At 63.5% G+C, this 16,487-nt stretch carries 20 protein-coding genes; 13 read left to right on the forward strand and 7 right to left on the reverse strand.

The features are described from left to right. Positions 1-299 precede the first annotated feature (299 nt). Entirely contained in the window at positions 300-530 is a 231-nt protein-coding gene (locus N792_RS14100; RefSeq protein WP_191150471.1) for a hypothetical protein, read from the forward strand. A 17-nt stretch (positions 531-547) separates the two neighbouring features. Then, the gene (locus tag N792_RS08225; RefSeq protein ID WP_036194063.1) at positions 548-1,003 is read left to right on the forward strand and encodes a hypothetical protein; all 456 of its coding nucleotides are present in this window, start codon (positions 548-550) and stop codon (positions 1,001-1,003) included. A gap of 55 nt (positions 1,004-1,058) precedes the next feature. Here N792_RS08225 and N792_RS14270 read toward each other — a convergent pair whose 3' ends face one another. Next, positions 1,059-1,187, reverse strand: a complete 129-nt coding sequence (locus tag N792_RS14270) for a hypothetical protein (RefSeq protein ID WP_255516641.1) — start codon at positions 1,185-1,187, stop codon at positions 1,059-1,061. 306 nt (positions 1,188-1,493) lie between these two features. On the opposite strand from N792_RS14270, the gene N792_RS13810 reads away from it, so the two are divergent. From N792_RS13810 to N792_RS08245, 5 genes are all read left to right on the forward strand, one after another. After that, positions 1,494-2,045, forward strand: a complete 552-nt coding sequence (locus N792_RS13810) for a hypothetical protein (protein WP_198025584.1) — start codon at positions 1,494-1,496, stop codon at positions 2,043-2,045. A 144-nt stretch (positions 2,046-2,189) separates the two neighbouring features. Beyond that, positions 2,190-2,597, forward strand: a complete 408-nt coding sequence (locus tag N792_RS08230; protein ID WP_156969355.1) for a hypothetical protein — start codon at positions 2,190-2,192, stop codon at positions 2,595-2,597. Positions 2,598-2,640: 43 nt separating this feature from the next. Further along, positions 2,641-3,024 carry a fluoride efflux transporter CrcB gene (crcB, locus tag N792_RS08235; RefSeq protein WP_036194065.1) on the forward strand — a complete coding sequence of 128 codons (384 nt, stop codon included), beginning with the start codon at positions 2,641-2,643 and terminating at the stop codon, positions 3,022-3,024. A gap of 2,008 nt (positions 3,025-5,032) precedes the next feature. Next, positions 5,033-5,332 carry a hypothetical protein gene (locus N792_RS08240; RefSeq protein WP_036194066.1) on the forward strand — a complete coding sequence of 100 codons (300 nt, stop codon included), beginning with the start codon at positions 5,033-5,035 and terminating at the stop codon, positions 5,330-5,332. Between the two features lie 342 nt (positions 5,333-5,674). Continuing rightward, positions 5,675-6,163, forward strand: coding sequence for a TspO/MBR family protein (locus N792_RS08245; RefSeq protein WP_036194322.1), 489 nt, complete (start codon positions 5,675-5,677; stop codon positions 6,161-6,163). Between the two features lie 117 nt (positions 6,164-6,280). Here N792_RS08245 and N792_RS08250 read toward each other — a convergent pair whose 3' ends face one another. After that, positions 6,281-6,529 carry a hypothetical protein gene (locus tag N792_RS08250; protein ID WP_156969356.1) on the reverse strand — a complete coding sequence of 83 codons (249 nt, stop codon included), beginning with the start codon at positions 6,527-6,529 and terminating at the stop codon, positions 6,281-6,283. Between the two features lie 655 nt (positions 6,530-7,184). Here N792_RS08250 and N792_RS08255 point away from each other — a divergent pair. After that, positions 7,185-8,345, forward strand: coding sequence for a DNA ligase (locus N792_RS08255; RefSeq protein ID WP_224743861.1), 1,161 nt, complete (start codon positions 7,185-7,187; stop codon positions 8,343-8,345). A 20-nt stretch (positions 8,346-8,365) separates the two neighbouring features. Here the strand turns inward: N792_RS08255 and N792_RS08260 are convergent, their stop codons facing one another. From N792_RS08260 to N792_RS08270, 3 genes are read right to left on the reverse strand one after another with little or no spacing between them, the layout of a single operon-like run. Continuing rightward, a complete protein-coding gene (locus N792_RS08260) occupies positions 8,366-9,301 on the reverse strand; it encodes an aspartate carbamoyltransferase catalytic subunit (RefSeq protein WP_036194069.1) in 936 nt (311 codons plus the stop codon). Positions 9,302-9,317: 16 nt separating this feature from the next. After that, on the reverse strand, positions 9,318-9,869 hold the full coding sequence (gene ruvX, locus N792_RS08265; RefSeq protein WP_052103786.1) for a Holliday junction resolvase RuvX: 552 nt from the start codon (positions 9,867-9,869) through the stop codon (positions 9,318-9,320). Further along, a complete protein-coding gene (locus N792_RS08270; protein WP_036194070.1) occupies positions 9,866-10,432 on the reverse strand; it encodes a YqgE/AlgH family protein in 567 nt (188 codons plus the stop codon). Before N792_RS08270 ends, ruvX begins: the two co-directional genes overlap by 4 nt. Positions 10,433-10,655: 223 nt before the next feature. On the opposite strand from N792_RS08270, the gene N792_RS08275 reads away from it, so the two are divergent. Together N792_RS08275 and N792_RS08280 are read left to right on the forward strand one after the other, a co-directional pair. After that, on the forward strand, positions 10,656-11,213 hold the full coding sequence (locus tag N792_RS08275) for a DNA-3-methyladenine glycosylase I (RefSeq protein WP_036194071.1): 558 nt from the start codon (positions 10,656-10,658) through the stop codon (positions 11,211-11,213). Further along, complete coding sequence (locus N792_RS08280) at positions 11,192-11,476, forward strand: DUF4377 domain-containing protein (protein WP_224743862.1); 285 nt, start codon at positions 11,192-11,194, stop codon at positions 11,474-11,476. Before N792_RS08275 ends, N792_RS08280 begins: the two co-directional genes overlap by 22 nt. Before the next feature lie 120 nt (positions 11,477-11,596). Here the strand turns inward: N792_RS08280 and N792_RS08285 are convergent, their stop codons facing one another. Beyond that, entirely contained in the window at positions 11,597-12,736 is a 1,140-nt protein-coding gene (locus N792_RS08285) for a PilT/PilU family type 4a pilus ATPase (protein ID WP_036194073.1), read from the reverse strand. Between the two features lie 67 nt (positions 12,737-12,803). After that, a complete protein-coding gene (locus tag N792_RS08290) occupies positions 12,804-13,841 on the reverse strand; it encodes a type IV pilus twitching motility protein PilT (RefSeq protein WP_036194074.1) in 1,038 nt (345 codons plus the stop codon). 191 nt (positions 13,842-14,032) lie between these two features. Between N792_RS08290 and N792_RS08295 the strand changes: the two genes are divergently transcribed. The 3 genes from N792_RS08295 (at position 14,033) to N792_RS08305 (ending at position 16,151) form a co-directional block, all read left to right on the forward strand. Then, complete coding sequence (locus tag N792_RS08295; protein ID WP_036194075.1) at positions 14,033-14,683, forward strand: YggS family pyridoxal phosphate-dependent enzyme; 651 nt, start codon at positions 14,033-14,035, stop codon at positions 14,681-14,683. A gap of 84 nt (positions 14,684-14,767) precedes the next feature. Beyond that, on the forward strand, positions 14,768-15,613 hold the full coding sequence (gene proC, locus N792_RS08300; protein ID WP_036194076.1) for a pyrroline-5-carboxylate reductase: 846 nt from the start codon (positions 14,768-14,770) through the stop codon (positions 15,611-15,613). A 58-nt stretch (positions 15,614-15,671) separates the two neighbouring features. Then, positions 15,672-16,151, forward strand: coding sequence for a DUF4426 domain-containing protein (locus tag N792_RS08305; protein ID WP_036194077.1), 480 nt, complete (start codon positions 15,672-15,674; stop codon positions 16,149-16,151). Positions 16,152-16,487 lie beyond the last annotated feature (336 nt).

Below are 16,487 nucleotides of genomic sequence, written 5' to 3' on the forward strand. Positions count from 1 at the left end.
TTCGCGGCACGGCTTAACTCTGGTGTTAGGCGCTTATGGACACTTCGTCGCTCGTCAACACGGTAGTACGGCAAGTACTGACTCCCCTGTGCGAGCCGGTGCATCCCGCCTGGATTGACGGAAACACCACGCCACTCGCCACGAGCGCGGCCGTGCTCGAGCTTTCCGACGGAGGCTTGGTCATGCTGGCTCCGTGTGAGGTGTACCTCGACCCAGATAAGTATCCTTCGCTTGGCCTCTCTTTAGAGAGGTGCGATCCGGGAGCACTACAATGGGCGAGAAACGGTAAGACCTACTCGATGAGTCCCTTTGCCGGCGCAGCTGGGCTGTTGCCGTTTCCCGTGGCTCAAGTTGTGGAGTCTGATCCGCTCGGGGAAGGAGCACTCAGCGAAGTACTGCTGATTGGGCCGCTGGGCCAACTGCTGTTTCGCCACATCATGCCGCCAATGTCGCTCGGCATTGAGGTGACGCAGTCGGGCCAAGCGCCTAACAAGTCATTCAAGCCGATGCCGCTTCGCGGCACGGCTTAATTCTGGTGTTAGCGGTCATGGGCAGATTCGCAGCACCCGCTCTTCTCATCGCGACAGCGCTGCTGTCGATGCCTGCGTTCGCCTGCCGCACCATCGAGCCGTCGGCCACCACGCTCGATCAGTACTCCTCGGTGTTCGTGGGTCGCGTCACAGGGCTTCACTTGGAGGGCTACGAGAACCGTCTACTCGGCCTCCCGGATGCCGTCGACTCTGAGCTAGGCCAGATCAGCATCACAAATGGTGCTGCGCCGGCTAGCCTGCGCGTGGCGGTCCTTCAGACTATCCGTGGGCCAGCGAACGGCGCTGTTGAGTTACGTCTAGCTGGTTGCACCTTTGACCTGCCGCAGCCCAAGGATCGCGGCATCTTTTTCGTCTTGCCCGGCGGTTCGGCCACAGTAGTCGTCTGGGAGCAGGACCAAGTTGCCTTCCAAAGTTGGCTTGCCAGGCTGGGGGTGGCGCAGAATGACCGCTAACAGTTCGTTCAAGGGGATGCCGCTTCGCGGCACCCCTTAACTCAGGCGTTAGGCGTCACTGGGCAAGCGCCGTCGTGTGCCGCGGGTTGCTCTTCGGATAATCCGCACCAGCGCGAAAGGTCGCTTCGTTCAACACCGCCTGAGCCCGCAGCGGGCTCAGCACCAACACCGTGACCTTGAGCATTTGGCGCTGCCAAGCGGCCCCGACTTCGGCAGCAGTCGCTCGTCTCAGCGGTACGCAGGTCTGCCGCAAGCAGCTTTGCGGCGCGTCCGGACGTCCCGGCCAGATTGGCCCAAGGTGTTGTAGTGTTCGGCTCAGGGGTTGGGCTGCGGTTCGTCCGGGTCGGGGAGTGCACCATCCGGGCCAGCTGCCGCCTAACAATGCGTTCAAGCCGAACCCGCTTCGCTACGCGGCCCAGGCGGCAGGTAAAGCTTGCCACCTGGTCCACTCCACTGCGCGGGTCGGCTTAACTTAGGTGTTAGGCGGCGCATGTACAGACTCGGCCACTTGGTAGAAGAGCAATGGGTGGAGCACTCGCACCCCGCAGTGTTCCGCTGCCGCATGTCTGGTTCGGGCACGCCCCGAATCACGGCTGGCGTGCCAAGTGCAGATCCGGAGATCGTCCTAAAGTTGGCGCAGTGCTTAGAAGAGCCGCTCTTCGTTTTGTATGTGCTGCACACACCTCGCGGTGAAGCCGAGCCGGGTCGCTATCAGAGCCCGGATCTATCGTTTGCTGAGGTCCAGGAGTTCTTTGAGCAGTTCCGCCCTTTCCTGTCGGGCGATGGGCGCTTTGATTTATGGCTTTACTCGCCTAGTCAGCGGGCAACGGTCGTCTGGGATCGGCACAACCTGCTGTATGGGTATGGTCCAATTCAGCGTTATCGAGCGTCACTTGTGGCCGAAGGCTTCGTTGAAGGAGAACTACCGCCCCTCGGGCAGCACACCCATCACTACCGAGCTGAGCTAGACGCCTACGCTAAGGCACTAATATCTCACTACCACTGGCTGCGATCGCCGCTGCGCCCAGAAGATGAGCAGTAGCCCGCCGCCTAACAATTCGTTCAAGCCGAACTTGCTTCGTTACACCAAACACATGGCAGAAAAAGCTTGCCATGTGTTTGGCTCCACTACGCAAGTCGGCTTAACTCAGGCGTTAGGCCGTAGGGGAAAGTTATGAGACTCGTCTTGCAGATCGCTCTCTACTTGCCGCTGCTTTACGGCTACTGGCACGTTCACTCGCGACTCGCGTTGTGGGTGCAATGGATGCCTGACTTGTTCTCCTCACGCCCATTCCAACTGTCTGGGCTTCTTGCGGCCTCCGCCCTCTGCGGTTTGTTGGCCGGCATCGCCTTCTCGGTTCCAGTTGCGCTGCTCTATCGCCAGAACGCCGTTCTTGTTGCCCTTACTATCTCGCTCATGGGCGCTGCCTTCGACTTCTATCTCATGTCGGCACCATCTAGGCCATTCACGGTCGCAGCACTGGCAGTAGACCTGCTCGCGTTCGCGGCTGCACTCCCGATTGTAGTTCTGGTGTTTCGTCGGCTGCGGCCTAACAATTCATTCAAGCCGAACCCGCTTCGCGGGTCGGCTTAATTCAGGCGTTAGGCCTCATCAACAAGCATCATCAGCCACTCACATGAAAAGCATCTTGCTGGTCGGTCTCGGAGGGTTCATCGGCTCGGTAGCGCGCTACAAGCTTGGCGGCCTGGTACTGCACCTCACGGCACAGGAGCGCTTCCCTTACAGCACGTTCGCGGTCAACATTCTTGGCTGTCTGGCCATAGGCCTTCTTGCGGGCCTCGCCGAGCGGTATGAGTTGTTCGGCCCGGGCACACGGCTGTTTCTTTTCACTGGCCTGCTCGGCGGGTTCACAACCTTTTCCGCGTTCGGTCTTGACGCAATGTTCCTTGTGCGTCGCGGTGAGCTGTTGGTGGCTGCGTTGTATGCTGGCGCCAGTGTTGTCCTTGGCATCACCGCAGTTTGGCTAGGCCTCAAGCTCATTGCAGCATTCCCGCGCTGAGGCCTAACAATTCGTTCAAGCCGAAACCGCTTCGTTACACCAAAGCCATGGCAGGAAAAGCTTGCCATGCCTTTGGCTCCACTACGCGGTTCGGCTTAACTCAGGCGTTAGGCGGTTGCTGTTGAGAGTTTCATGGCGGCTCGCTGCTTCGGATACCACATCGCAACGTGTCGGCCGGCTCCGGTTACTTCATCGCACACACTGGCTCTGCGCCTTCGTTTGGCACGGGCTTCGGCCGCTCGTTCTTCGGCTGGGTTCTCGCGTGCGTTCGCACCGGCTTGCCTGACTTCGGCAACAGGCTGCGCTTGTGGCTCCTGGCTTCTTCACTTTCCGGCTTCGGCGGCATCAGCCACATCGCATCTGGTACTGTCTCGGCTGGTGGCAGTGTTGTGGGGCCGGTTCTTGGCAAATTCGTCCATCATCCGGAGCAGCACCGCCTAACAAGTCATTCAAGCCGAACGCCACAAGTGGCGTCGGCTTAATTCCGGCGTTAGGCGGTTGCTGTTGGGAGTTTCATGGCGGCTCGCTGCTTCGGATACCACATCGCAACGTGTCGGCCGGCTTCGGTTACTTCATCGCACACGCTGGCTCTGCGCTTCGCTTGGCACGGGCTTCGGCCACTCGTTCTTCGGCTGGGTTCTCGGGTGCGTTCGCACCGACTTGCCTGACTTCGGCAACAGGCTGCGCTTGTGGCTCCTGGCTTCTTCACTTTCCGGCTTCGGCGGCATCAACAACATCGGATCTGGTAGTGTCTCGGCTGGCGGCGGGATTCTCTGGGCGGTTTCTTGCAAGCTCGTCCATCGTCCGGAGCAGCACCGCCTAACAAGTCATTCAAGCCGAACACCACAAGTGGTGTCGGCTTAATTCCAGCGTTAGGCGCGTAAGAGAGGATTTCGCATGTCACGTTTAAGCTCAGGAATTGTTACGATTGCCATCGGCGGCGCACTGGCTCTATTTATTGTGTGGTGCTGGGCATACATTGCTGCGTATAGCCCGATCCCTGGCTTCTTACTGCGTAACGGACTTCGGGGCATAGGTTTCTGGAGTACCATCACCCTCACAGACTTCTTGTTCAATATCGCTCTTTGCCTGCCCGCCGCTTGGGCTCTATGGCGCCTCAGCACAGCGCATATCCGCACCAATATCTTCTTGGCATTGGCATCCTCTGCGGGTACCGCATGGCTTGTTTTTGGCTTGCCCTTGTTCTCACACAGCATCGGGGTTGGGGTTCAGTACTTTCTTCAGCTTTCCGCACTACCTACCGCTATCTGGTTAGTGTCCAAATTTGGTCGCCACGCGCCTAACAATTCATTCAAGCCGAACCCGCTTCGCGGGTCGGCTTAATTCAAGCGTTAGCCACTTAGGGAGAGTTCGTGGCAGTTGATGATTGGGGTTCAATTGCGGATTGGGTGTCTGGCATCGGCTCGTTCGCCGCTGCTGCAGTTGCTCTTTACGTTGCGCATTCATCTCAGCGCATCAAGCTGCGCGGCTACGCTGGCCACCGCCTAATCATCGGTCCAGGTCAGCCGCGCATAGACGTTTTCTCTGTGTCTGTGACCAACATTTGTCAGCGTCCAACCGTGGTTACAAACATCGGCTTCACGTTTGGCGTCTGGCGGTGGAAGCGACATGGAATTGTTACGTTCATGCAAGACCAATTTAGCCATGGCATCCCCAAGTCTCTCGGCGATGGAGAGACTGGCAACTGGATCGTTCCACTCGGTCAAGACAATAGCTGGCTTAAGGACTTGGCGTCCAAGTTCCCAGTTGGTCGTTGGGCCGTTCTTACTTGGCGTGTGCACGTCCACACCTCAAACGGTGGCACTACTACGCTTCGTCCTGACAAAGAGACCCGGAAAATGCTGTTGGCTCTCGCAGGCACAGGGCAAAGTGGCTAACAATTCGTTCAAGCCGAACTTGCTTCGCTACACCAACAACGTGGCAGGTAAAGCTTGCCACGTTGTCGGCTACGCTACGCAAGTCGGCTTAACTCAGGCGTTAGACCGCTATGCATAAGAATCGCTCGCCCAAAGACCACGAGCTCTACCGCCGCACCGATGAGGTGCTGCATTACCTATGGGATCCGTGCGGCATCTCTGACGCACCGCAGGCTCGCGACGAGTACTCCAGCTATCTCCCCAGCGTGTATAGCTTGCTTCATGATGGCGCTGACGCGCATAAGATCGCCTCACTTCTCAGGGAGATTGAGGGCAAGTACATGGGGCTTTCCGGCAACACCGCTCGCAATCAAACGATCGGGACGCTTCTCGTGGAGTGGCGAGAGCACATCCATGGCGACGCGGTCTAACAGTTCATTCAAGCCGAACCCGCTTCGCGGGTCGGCTTAATTCAAGCGTTAGTCCTCAGCAAAGCAACATTCGGCAATGTGGTTGTGCGTCGACAAGTTCTTCGGCGTTTGTTGCAACGTAACTTCGGTCGGCATCGCGCGTCGCAGGTTCCGCAGTAAAGCCCGGTTTTTCGGCGTCGGATCGGTCAGCGGCTCGCGGATCGTTTCGCTGATAGTCTTTCGGTAAGGCCACAGTCGGACAGTCCATCGTTGCTGAGGTCTAACAATTCATTCAAGCCGAACGCGACAAGTCGCGTCGGCTTAATTCAGGCGTTAGGCAACACAAGGGAGTGAATCGTGACTTTGCCAAAAAACAAGCAAATCATCGGGTTCGTTACCTGGCTCGTGGTCAGCTTCATTGCTGCCGCCATCGGCAGCGCCGCGTCTATACAAGCTGGTCCGTTCTATACGCAACTCATACGCCCGGAGTGGGCGCCGCCGCCCGACCTGTTCGGCCCTGTCTGGACAATCCTTTACGCGCTCATGGGCATTGCGGCATGGCTGGTCTGGCGTGTCGGAGGGTTCCGTGCTGCACGTACAGCCCTTACTCTGTTTCTGGTGCAACTCGCGGTCAATGCGCTCTGGAGCTGGCTGTTCTTCGGGTGGCACTTGGGCAAATTGGCTTTCGCGGACATCGTTCTGCTTTGGGTGCTTATCGTTGCAACGCTTATTGCATTCTGGCGCGTCAGGCCATTGGCAGGGGCACTGCTCATCCCGTACCTGCTTTGGGTAAGCTTCGCCTCCGCGCTCAACTACTCAGTGTGGCAACTCAACCCGCAGATTCTGGGGTAGCGGGGTGTATTGCCTAACAATTCGTTCAAGCCGAACTTACTTCGTTACACCAAACACATGGCAGAAAAAGCTTGCCATGTGTTTGGCTCCACTACGCAAGTCGGCTTAACTCAGGCGTTAGCTGGCACTTGCCGCGTCAATGATTCGGAGCGTCACGATTTCCTCGCCCTTGTCGTCCTGCAACTCCACGTGCCGTTCGCCGTCGTCACACCAGCGGATCACTTCAAGGCCAATCGTTTCGCACCCCTCGCCAAAGGCCAGCTTGTGCAGTTCCAGGCTGTAGTGAATCTCGCGCAGGCAAACGTCCAGCTTCTCGCTCGGAACCTTCAGCAAATCATTGATCGTTCGGATTTCGTAGGTTTTCATCATCGGTTCCATGCGGGGGCCAGCTAACCAGTCATTCAAGCCGAACCAACTTCGTTGGTCGGCTTAATTCCGGCGTTAGGCGGTTGCTGTTGAGAGTTTCATGGCAGCTCGCTGCTTCGGACACCACATCGCAACGTGTCGGCAGGCTCCGGTTACTTCATCGCACACGGGCTCTGCGCCTTCGCTTGGCACGGGCTTCGGCCGCTCGTTCTTCGGCTGGGTTCTCGGGTGCGTTCGCACCGACTTGCCTGACTTCGGCAAGGGGCTGCGCTTGTGGCTCCTGGCTTCTTCACTTTCCCGCTTCGGCGGCATCAACAACATCGCATCTGGTACTGTTTCGGTTGGTGGCGGTGGTCTTTGGGCGGTTTCTGGCAAGTTCGTCCATCGTCCGGAGCAGCACCGCCTAACAATTCATTCAAGCCGAAGCCACTTCGTGGCTCGGCTTAATTCCGGCGTTAGGCGGTTGCTGTTGAGAGTTTCATGGCGGCTCGCTGCTTCGGACACCGCATCGCAACGTGTCGGCCGGCTCCGGTTACTTCATCGCACACACTGGCTCTGCGCCTTCGCTTGGCACGGGCTTCGGCCGCTCGTTCTTCGGCTGGGTTCTCGGGTGCGTTCGCACCGGGTTGCCTGACTTCGGCAACGGGTTGCGCTTGTGGTTCCTCGCGTCTTCACTTTCCGACTTCGGCGGCATCAGCAACATCGCATCTGGTACTGTCTCGGCTGGCGGCAGTGTTGTGGGGCTGGTATCTGGCAAGTTCGTCCAGGTACCGGGGGCAGCACCGCCCTTGAACGTCGCGTCGCGGCGAACCTCGCGACTGATGGTGCTGGGGCCAAGGCCTGGTTGTCCGGAAGTCTTCCGGCTATTTTCTCAGGCGCGTTTCGGGAGCACGGACTTGAAACCCGGCGGTTTCCCGGCCATACATTGAATCCACCACCACTCAAGGACGAGTCGATGAAATTCCCTGCGTTTTGTTTTCTGTTGTTGTGTCTGGTTTCCGGCGAGTTGTTCGCCGCCGAAGCCACACCTCCCCGGCTGATGCTGGCAACGGGCTATCAGGCCGGCATTGACGTCTCCGATTACTGGGTCAGCGAGAAACTGGACGGGGTCAGGGGGCATTGGGACGGGAAGGTGCTGCGCACGCGCGGTGGGCATGTGGTCACCGCACCCGGCTGGTTTACCGCGAATTGGCCGGCGGTGGCGATGGATGGCGAGTTGTGGATCGGACGGGGCCGCTTCGACGAGGTGAGCGGCATCGTGCGCGCGGAGGCGGCGGGGGATTCGGCGTGGCGCCGGGTGCGTTTCATGGTGTTCGACCTGCCGGCACATGGAGGTCCATTCGATGCCCGTGTGCATGGCATGCGTTCCCTGCTGGCCGCGACCGGGGTTGACTGGCTCCGACCGGTACGGCAGTTCCGGGTGGCGGACGCGGATCAGATCGACGCCCGCTTCGATGCGGTGGTTGCGGCCGGAGGCGAGGGTCTGATGCTGCACCATCGCGATGCGCGCTACGTGGTCGGGCGCAGCGAGGGGCTGCTCAAATACAAGCCGTTTGATGACGCCGAGGCGCGCGTAGTGGGACATACACCGGGCCAGGGGAAGTACTCGGGCATGCTCGGTGCGCTGATCGTGGAACGACCGGACGGGGTGCGGTTCCGGCTCGGCGGCGGGTTCACTGATGCGCAGCGCGCAGATCCGCCGCCACTCGGCAGCCATGTCACCTACCGTTACAACGGGTTGACGACAAAAGGGCTGCCGCGGTTCGCCCGCTTCCTGCGCGTCCGCCACCGGTTGCCGCCACCCGATCCGCAGTGACCTGCGCCAAGACCTCGTATTTATCCGGCCAACAGGGTTTCCAGCACCGCCATGCGGACGGCGACGCCATTGCGCACCTGCTGCAGCACCCGCGACTGCGGGCCGTCGGCGACCTCATCGGTGATCTCGATACCGCGGTTGATCGGGCCGGGATGCATGACGACGGCGTCGGGCGCGGCGCGGCGCAAGCGGTTGGCGGTGAGGCCGTAGTCGTGGTGGTAGTCGTCCAGCGAGGCGACCAGGCCTTCCTCCATGCGTTCGCGCTGCAGGCGCAGCGTCATCACCGCATCGACGCCGTCGAGCGCGGCATCGAGGTCGGCGACGACCGTGCAGCCATCCAGGGTGCCGTCGTCGGGCAGCAACGTGCGCGGGGCGCAGACGCGGATTTCGCCTGCGCCCAGGGTGTGCAGGGCGTGCAGGTCCGAGCGCGCTACCCGCGAATGTTTCACATCGCCGACGATCAGGACCTTGAGCTTGCTGAAGTCGTCGCCCTTGGCCTGGCGCAGGGTCAGCATGTCAAGCAGGCCCTGGGTCGGGTGCGCGCTGCGGCCGTCGCCGGCATTGATCAACGCACTGCCGGGGTTGGCGGCAGCGGCCAGCGCAGCCACCGCACCGTTCTGGTCGTGCCGCACCACGAAGCCGCGAACGCCCATCGCCTCGATGGTTTTCAGGGTGTCCTGTGCGGTCTCGCCCTTGCGGGTGGACGAGGTCGACACGTCGAAGTTGAGCACGTCGGCACCCAGTCGCTGCGCCGCCAGCTGGAAGCTCAGGCGGGTGCGCGTGGAGGCCTCGAAGAACAGCGTGCAGATGCCGGTGCCGGCGAGCGCCTGGCGGTTGTCGCGCCCCTCGGCGTAGCGCTGGGCCAGATCCAGCAAGGCGACCAGTTGCGTACGCGGCAGGTGTTCGAGCGTCAGCAAATGCTGCAACGGCAGGGCGGTGTCGGCGTGATGGCTCATGCGGTCCTTTGGCGGATCAGGTCGGTCGATCGGAGGTGGAGCTGCCGGTATCGGACTCCGGCGCAATGCGGCTGATGTCGATGGCATCGTCAGGCGCGGCGAGCCAGCGCTCGATGATCACCGCGGCAGCCATGGCGTCCAGGGCCTGCGCGTCGCGGCGGCGCTTGCGGCCTTCCGCGCGTTCGCCGGCAAAACGCTGCGCTGCCTCGATCGAGCTGGAGCGCTCGTCCACCAGCACCACCGGCAACCGGTAGCGCGCATGCAGGTCGCGCGCGAAGGCGTGGGCGCGCTCGCGCGCGGGCTGGTTGCCGCCGTCGAGGGTGAGCGGATCGCCAACCACCAGGCCATCGGGGCGCCATTCCTTGTGGAGGCGGTCCAGCGTCGTCCAGTCCGGACCGTGGCCATGCACGTCGATCACCGCCAGCGCACGCGCACGGTGGCCGAACATGCTGCCCACGGCGACACCGATCCGGCGCGCGCCGACATCAAAGCCGAACACCGTGCCATCGCGACGGATCGATAGCGGCGGGACCGGATCCTGTGCAGCCGGAGGCACGATGTCGCTCATGCGCGGCCGGAGTAGGCGGCCAGATGGGCGAAGTCGACCCCGATGCGACCGGCGGCCGCTTCCCAGCGCGCCTCCAGCGGCAGGCGGAACAACAACTCGGTATCCGGCGGCGCCGTCAGCCAGTCGTTGTCGGCCAGTTCCTGCTCGAGCTGGCCCGCGCCCCAGCCGGCACAGCCCAGGGTGACCAACGCATTGGCCGGGCCTTCTCCCTCGGCCATCGCCTGGAGGATGTCGCGGGAGGTGGTCAGGAACAGGTCGTCGGTGATGGCGAGGGTCGAGTCCCATTGCAGACCACCGTCGTGCAGGACGAAGCCCCGCTCCGGATGCACCGGCCCGCCGGCGAGCACAGTCTGCGTGCGCAACGTTTCGCTGCCGCCCTGGATACCCATTTGCCCGAGTACCTCGCCCAGCGTGTACTCGGACGCGCGGTTGACGACGATGCCCATCGCGCCATCGGCATCGTGCTGGCAGATCAGCGCGACCGTGCGTGAAAACGCACTTTCCTCCAGCGACGGCAAGGCGATCAGCAACTGGTTGGCAAGTGGAGTGGGAGCGGAAATCATGCCCGCATTCTAGCCCGGGTGCCGTGCAGCCGGCGGCATGAAGCGCGGTGGCAACGCTCCCGACGACTCCCTCGGCGACGCGGGAGCAAGGCCGGCGCGCGGTAGGATGACGCCCCACCCTGCTCCGGTTCACCGTCGTGCCTTTGCCCTGCCACCGCGACGTTTCCAGCCGTCCGATACCGCGCCGACGCTGGCGCTGCACCACCGGAGTGCAATAGCCGGCATGTCGGGTTATTGCGACATCGCGCCCGGCCATCCGCTGCATGGGCCGTATCACGACCATGAATACGGCTTCGTGCAGCGCGGCGAAGCGGTGCTGTTCGAGCGCCTGTTGCTGGAGATCAACCAGGCCGGCCTGAGCTGGGAAACCGTGTTGCGCAAACGCGAGAACTTCCGGCAGGCCTATGACGGCTTCGATGTCGACAAGGTCGCCGCCTACGGCGAGGTCGAGCAGGCACGCCTGCTGGCCGACGCGGGCATCATCCGCAACCGGCTGAAAATCCAGGCCGCGATCCACAACGCGCAGGTCATCCAGCGCCTGCGTGCGTCACACGGCAGCTTTGCCGTCTGGCTGGATGCCCAGGCCACCCACGACGGCAGCCTTCGCGACAAGGCCGGCTGGGTGGCGCTGTTCAAGCGGACCTTCCGCTTCACTGGCGGCGAGATCACCGGCGAGTTCCTCATGAGCCTGGGCTACCTGCCCGGCGCCCACCGCGAGGACTGTCCGGTCTTCGCGCGCACGCTGGCCGCCGGTGCGCCGTGGGCCCGCCATGCCCGCTGAGGTCGCTGGACTCGTCCAGACCCGTCCCGGACAAGTCCTGCCTGCAGGTGCGCGAGTGGACCTACGGCGACAACGGCCTGCTCACCACCACACCTGACGCCTGGCAACCGCTGCACCAGGATATCGAGGGCTACACCCACCAGCCCGGCGTGCGCCATGTGCGACGCCTGCAGCAATACACCATCGCCAATCCGCCCGCCGTCGGCTCGTCGGTCGCCTACGTGCTGGACATGGTGGTCGAGTCGGAACAGGTCACTCTCTGATCCGGACCGCACATTGCGCCTTCCGCCAAACGAAAACAGCCGGGTTGATCGCCCGGCTGCTTTTCATCGTGGCTTCCGGGGCGGGATCACTGCCGCCGCCCCGGCCGGGTCACCCCGGGTCTATCGCGCCTCGGCCACTTCGATGCCGTCCATGCCGGCCGACAGCGTCTTCGCGTCGCCGCCCTGCGCCAGCTTGATGCGCAGGCGCACCTCGTTCTGCGAGTCGGCATAACGCAGCGCGTCCTCGTAGGTGATCTCGCCGGCCTGGTACAGCTCGAACAACGCCTGGTCGAAGGTGCGCATGCCCAACTGCACCGACTCCTTCATCACTTCCTTGAGCTTGTGGATCTCGCCATCGCGGATGTAGTCCTGCACCAATGGCGTGCCGAGCAGGATCTCCATCGCCACCCGGCGGCCCTTGCCGTCCGGGGTCGGAATCAGTTGCTGGGCGATGATCCCCTTGAGGTTCAGCGACAGGTCCATCAGCAACTGGTTGCGCCGGTCCTCCGGGAAGAAGTTGATCATCCGGTCCATCGCCTGGTTGGCGTTGTTGGCGTGCAGTGTGCACAGCACCAGGTGGCCGGTTTCGGCGAACGCGATCGCGTGGTCCATGCCCTCGCGGGTACGCACCTCGCCGATCATGATCACGTCCGGCGCCTGGCGCAGGGTGTTCTTGAGCGCGTTCTCCCAGCTGTCGGTGTCGATGCCGACCTCGCGCTGGGTGATGATGCAGCCCTCGTGCTTGTGCACGAACTCGATCGGGTCCTCGATGGTGATGATGTGGCCGGTCGAGTTCTGGTTGCGGTAGCCGATCATCGCCGCCAGCGAGGTCGACTTGCCGGTGCCGGTCGCGCCGACGAACAGGATGATGCCGCGCTTGGTCATCGCCAGGGTCTTCAGCACCGGCGGCAGGTTGAGCTCGTCGATGGTCGGGATCTTGCTCTCGATCCGGCGCAGCACCATGCCAACCTGGTTGCGCTGGTAGAAGCAGCTCACGCGGAACCGGCCGACCCCGGCCAGGCCGATCGCGAAGTTGGCCTCGTGGGTCTTCTCGAACTCCTCGCGCTGCATCGGGTTCATCACGTTGAGTACCAGGTCACGGCTCTGCTGCGGCGTGAGCGGGTTCTGCGTGATCGGCTGCAGGGTGCCGTTGACCTTCATCGACGGCGGCATGCCGGCGGTGATGAACAGGTCGGAAGCCTTCTGGTGCGACATCAGCTTGAGGAACGAGGTGAAGTCGATGCTTTCTGCGGTGCTCATTGCGGTATTCCCCTTGCCACCGGACCCGATGCCCGAGGCGTGCTTCAACAAGGCGTGCTTCTGTCGATCAGTCGAACAGGCGTTTGTCCTTGGCGTACTCGCGGGCCTGCGGGCGCAGGATCAGGCCGCGCTTCACCAGGTCCTGCAGGTGCTGGTCCAGGGTCATCATCCCGGCGTTCTGGCCGGTCTGGATCGCCGAATACATCTGCGCGACCTTGTCCTCGCGGATCAGGTTGCGGATGGCCGGGGTGCCGACCATGATTTCCCAGGCCGCGGTGCGTCCGCCGCCGACCTTCTTCAGCAGCGCCTGCGAGATCACCGCGCGCAGCGACTCCGACAGCATCGAGCGCACCATCGGCTTCTCGCCGGCGGGGAACACGTCGATGATGCGGTCCACGGTCTTGGCCGCCGAACTGGTATGCAGCGTGCCGAACACCAGATGCCCGGTTTCCGCGGCGGTCAGCGCCAGCCGGATCGTCTCCAGGTCGCGCAACTCGCCGACCAGGATGTAGTCCGGGTCCTCACGCAGCGCCGAACGCAGCGCCTCGTTGAAGCCGTGCGTGTCGCGGTGCACTTCGCGCTGGTTGATCAGGCACTTCTGCGAGGTGTGCACGAACTCGATCGGGTCTTCCACCGACAGGATGTGCGCGTACTCGTTCTTGTTGATGTGGTCGATCATCGCCGCCAGCGTGGTCGACTTGCCCGAGCCGGTCGGGCCGGTGACCAGGATCAAGCCCTGCGGCTGGTCGATCAGCTCCTTGAAGATCCGCGGCGTGCCCAGGTCTTCCAGGGTCAGCACCTCGGACGGAATCGTGCGGAACACCGCGCCCGCGCCACGATTCTGGTTGAACGCGTTGACGCGGAACCGCGCCAGGCCGGGGATCTCGAACGAGAAGTCGGTCTCGAGGAATTCCTCGAAGTCGCGGCGTTGCTTGTCCGACATGATGTCGTACACCAGCGCGTGCACGGTCTTGTGGTCCAGCGCCGGGATGTTGATCCGGCGCACGTCCCCGTCGACCCGGATCATCGGCGGCATGCCGGCCGACAGGTGCAGGTCGGAGGCCTTGTTCTTTACCGAGAATGCCAATAGTTCGGCGATATCCATGCGTGCTCCCCTGCACTGTGGATGGTGGCATCCGGCAACATGCACAACCGTCCCGGACGATGCCGGCGCGGCTTGCTGTTGGTACGGATGAGCCCTGAGCGGCAGTATAGCCCCGGATCCGCGCCGCCAATCCAGCCCCCCATCACAGGACCAACGACGTGCCGACGCATGCCCTGGACGATACCGTCCGAATGCTCGAAAACGCAGCCACCGCCTCGGGCCGGCCAGCGCCGCGGCTGCTCGCGGTCAGCAAGACCCAGCCGGCGGCGGCCATCGCCGAGCTGGCCGGCCGCGGCCAGCGGGCCTTCGGCGAGAACTACGTGCAGGAAGCGCAGGCCAAGCAGGCCGCACTGGGCCCGGCGTCGGCCGGGCTGGAATGGCACCTGATCGGCCACCTGCAGTCGAACAAGGCGCGCGATGCCGCCACCGCGTTCGACTGGGTACAGACCCTGGACCGGCCGAAACTGGTCGGCGCACTCGCCAGGCACCGCGACCCCGCACGCGGCCCGTTGAACGTGCTGATCCAGGTCAACATCGACGACGAGGCCAGCAAGCACGGCTGCCGCCCCGACCAGATCGACGCGCTGGCCGCGCTGGTCGCCGCCGCGCCGAACCTCCGCCTGCGCGGATTGATGGTGATCCCGACGCCGCACGACGACCCGGAACTGGCCCGCCCGGCCTTCCGCCGCACGCGGGTCCTGTTCGAGTCGATGCGGGCGGGATATCCGCATGTCGACACTCTGTCGATGGGGATGAGCGCCGATGCCGCGATCGCGATCGCCGAGGGCGCGACGATGGTGCGGATCGGCACGGCGCTGTTCGGCGCGCGCTCGCCGGGATAGCGGTTTCGCCACGAACAAGGCTCCGCAGGCACCACGCGGCGCGGACTCTTACACTGGGCGCTGATTCCTATCGAAGGCCCCCACATGAAACCTCCAGCCAGCCAGGCCGAGTCCCCGATCGTCGCCTTCATCGGCGGCGGCAACATGGCGCGCAGCCTGATCGGCGGGATGATCGCGCGCGGCGCGGACCCGGCACGCGTGCGGGTCGCCGAGCCGGTGCAGGCGCTGCGGGAATCGCTGCAGGCCGATTTCGGTGTGCGCGGCTTTGCCACCGCCGCCGAAGCGGTCGCGGGCGCGACGGTCTGGCTGCTCGCGGTCAAGCCGCAGGTCATGCGCGCGGTATGCGGCGAGATCGCCACCGCCGCCCAGACCGCGCAGCCGGTGGCCATCTCGATTGCGGCCGGCATCACCTCCCGCCAGTTGTCGGACTGGCTCGGCGGCGGCATCGCGGCGGTGCGGGCGATGCCCAACACCCCGGCGCTGCTCGGCGCCGGCATCACCGGCCTGTTCGCGAACCCGCAGGTGGACGCCACCCAGCGCGACCAGGCCGCGCGCCTGCTGGATGCGGTCGGCCGGACGGTGTGGATCGAGGACGAAGCGCAGATGGACGCGGTGACCGCCGTGTCCGGCAGCGGCCCGGCCTATGTGTTCCTGCTGGCCGAGGCGCTGCAGGCCGCCGGCATCAAGCAGGGTTTGCCGGCAGACACTGCGCGCCGGCTCGCCAACCAGACCCTGCTGGGCGCGGCCCGGATGCTGACCGAGCTGGATGAGCCGGCCGAGGTACTGCGCCGGAAGGTCACCTCTCCGGGCGGCACCACCCAGGCCGCGATCGAGACCTTCGAGCAGGGCGGGTTGCGCGACCTGGTCGACCGGGCGGTGACCGCCGCAACGTTGCGCGGACGTGAACTGTCGGCGGCGAACGATGACTGACGATCCATTCGACATTGTGGCCGTTGCATCAACCTCCACATCCATCAGGAGCACCACCTTGCGCACTACCCTCACACTGCTGCTGGGCACGGCCCTGCTGCTGGGCTGCTCGGCCGAGCCTTCCAGCCCGCCCGCAGGCAACCCGGCGTCCTCCGCGAACCAGCAGGAAGCCACGGCACGCATCGGCGACACCACCGTGCGCGCCACGGTGCTGCAGACCGCGCTGCTCGGCGAACTGGTGGCGGACAAGTACGGCATCGCCCGCGCCGACAACCAGGTGATGCTGCTGGTCGGCCTGCGCCAGGGGGAATCCAGCAAAGAGATTTCGGTACCGGCCCGGATCACCGCCACCGCCACCGACCTGCGCGGCCAGCGCCACACCATCGAGCTGCGCGAACTGCACAGCGGCGAGCTGCTCGATTATCTCGGCACCGTGCAGGTGAGCCTGCCAGACACCCTGCGGTTCGAGCTCGACATCACCCTGGAGAACGGCGCGCACTCGACGATGCGGTTCAATCGCGAATTCCTGCCGCTTTGACCGGATAACGGTGCGATGCGCGGGGCGCTCCCCGAGTCGCCGCACATGAGGTAACAGCCACGCCCGTTGTAGGGGCGGCTTCAGCCGCGACCTGCACATCGCTGCCCGGGCCGCCGGGCGATCATCGGCGACGAGTGACCAGGCCGTTGTGAGAAACGCTGGGGACAGGGGAGCGCAATGACGCTGCGAATCCTGCGCGTTCGCGGCTTACGCCGCTCCTACGACCAAGCCGCTCCTACGACCGAAGGGAGTCCGGTCGGACAACACCCGGTTGCTGCGCCCTGTCTCACGGAAACTTCCTGCAGGCGTCCGTCTGGATTTCGTTTGGTCGCAAGT

This window comes from Lysobacter concretionis Ko07 = DSM 16239 (genome assembly GCF_000768345.1).
Taxonomy (GTDB): Bacteria; Pseudomonadota; Gammaproteobacteria; order Xanthomonadales; family Xanthomonadaceae; genus Novilysobacter; species Novilysobacter concretionis.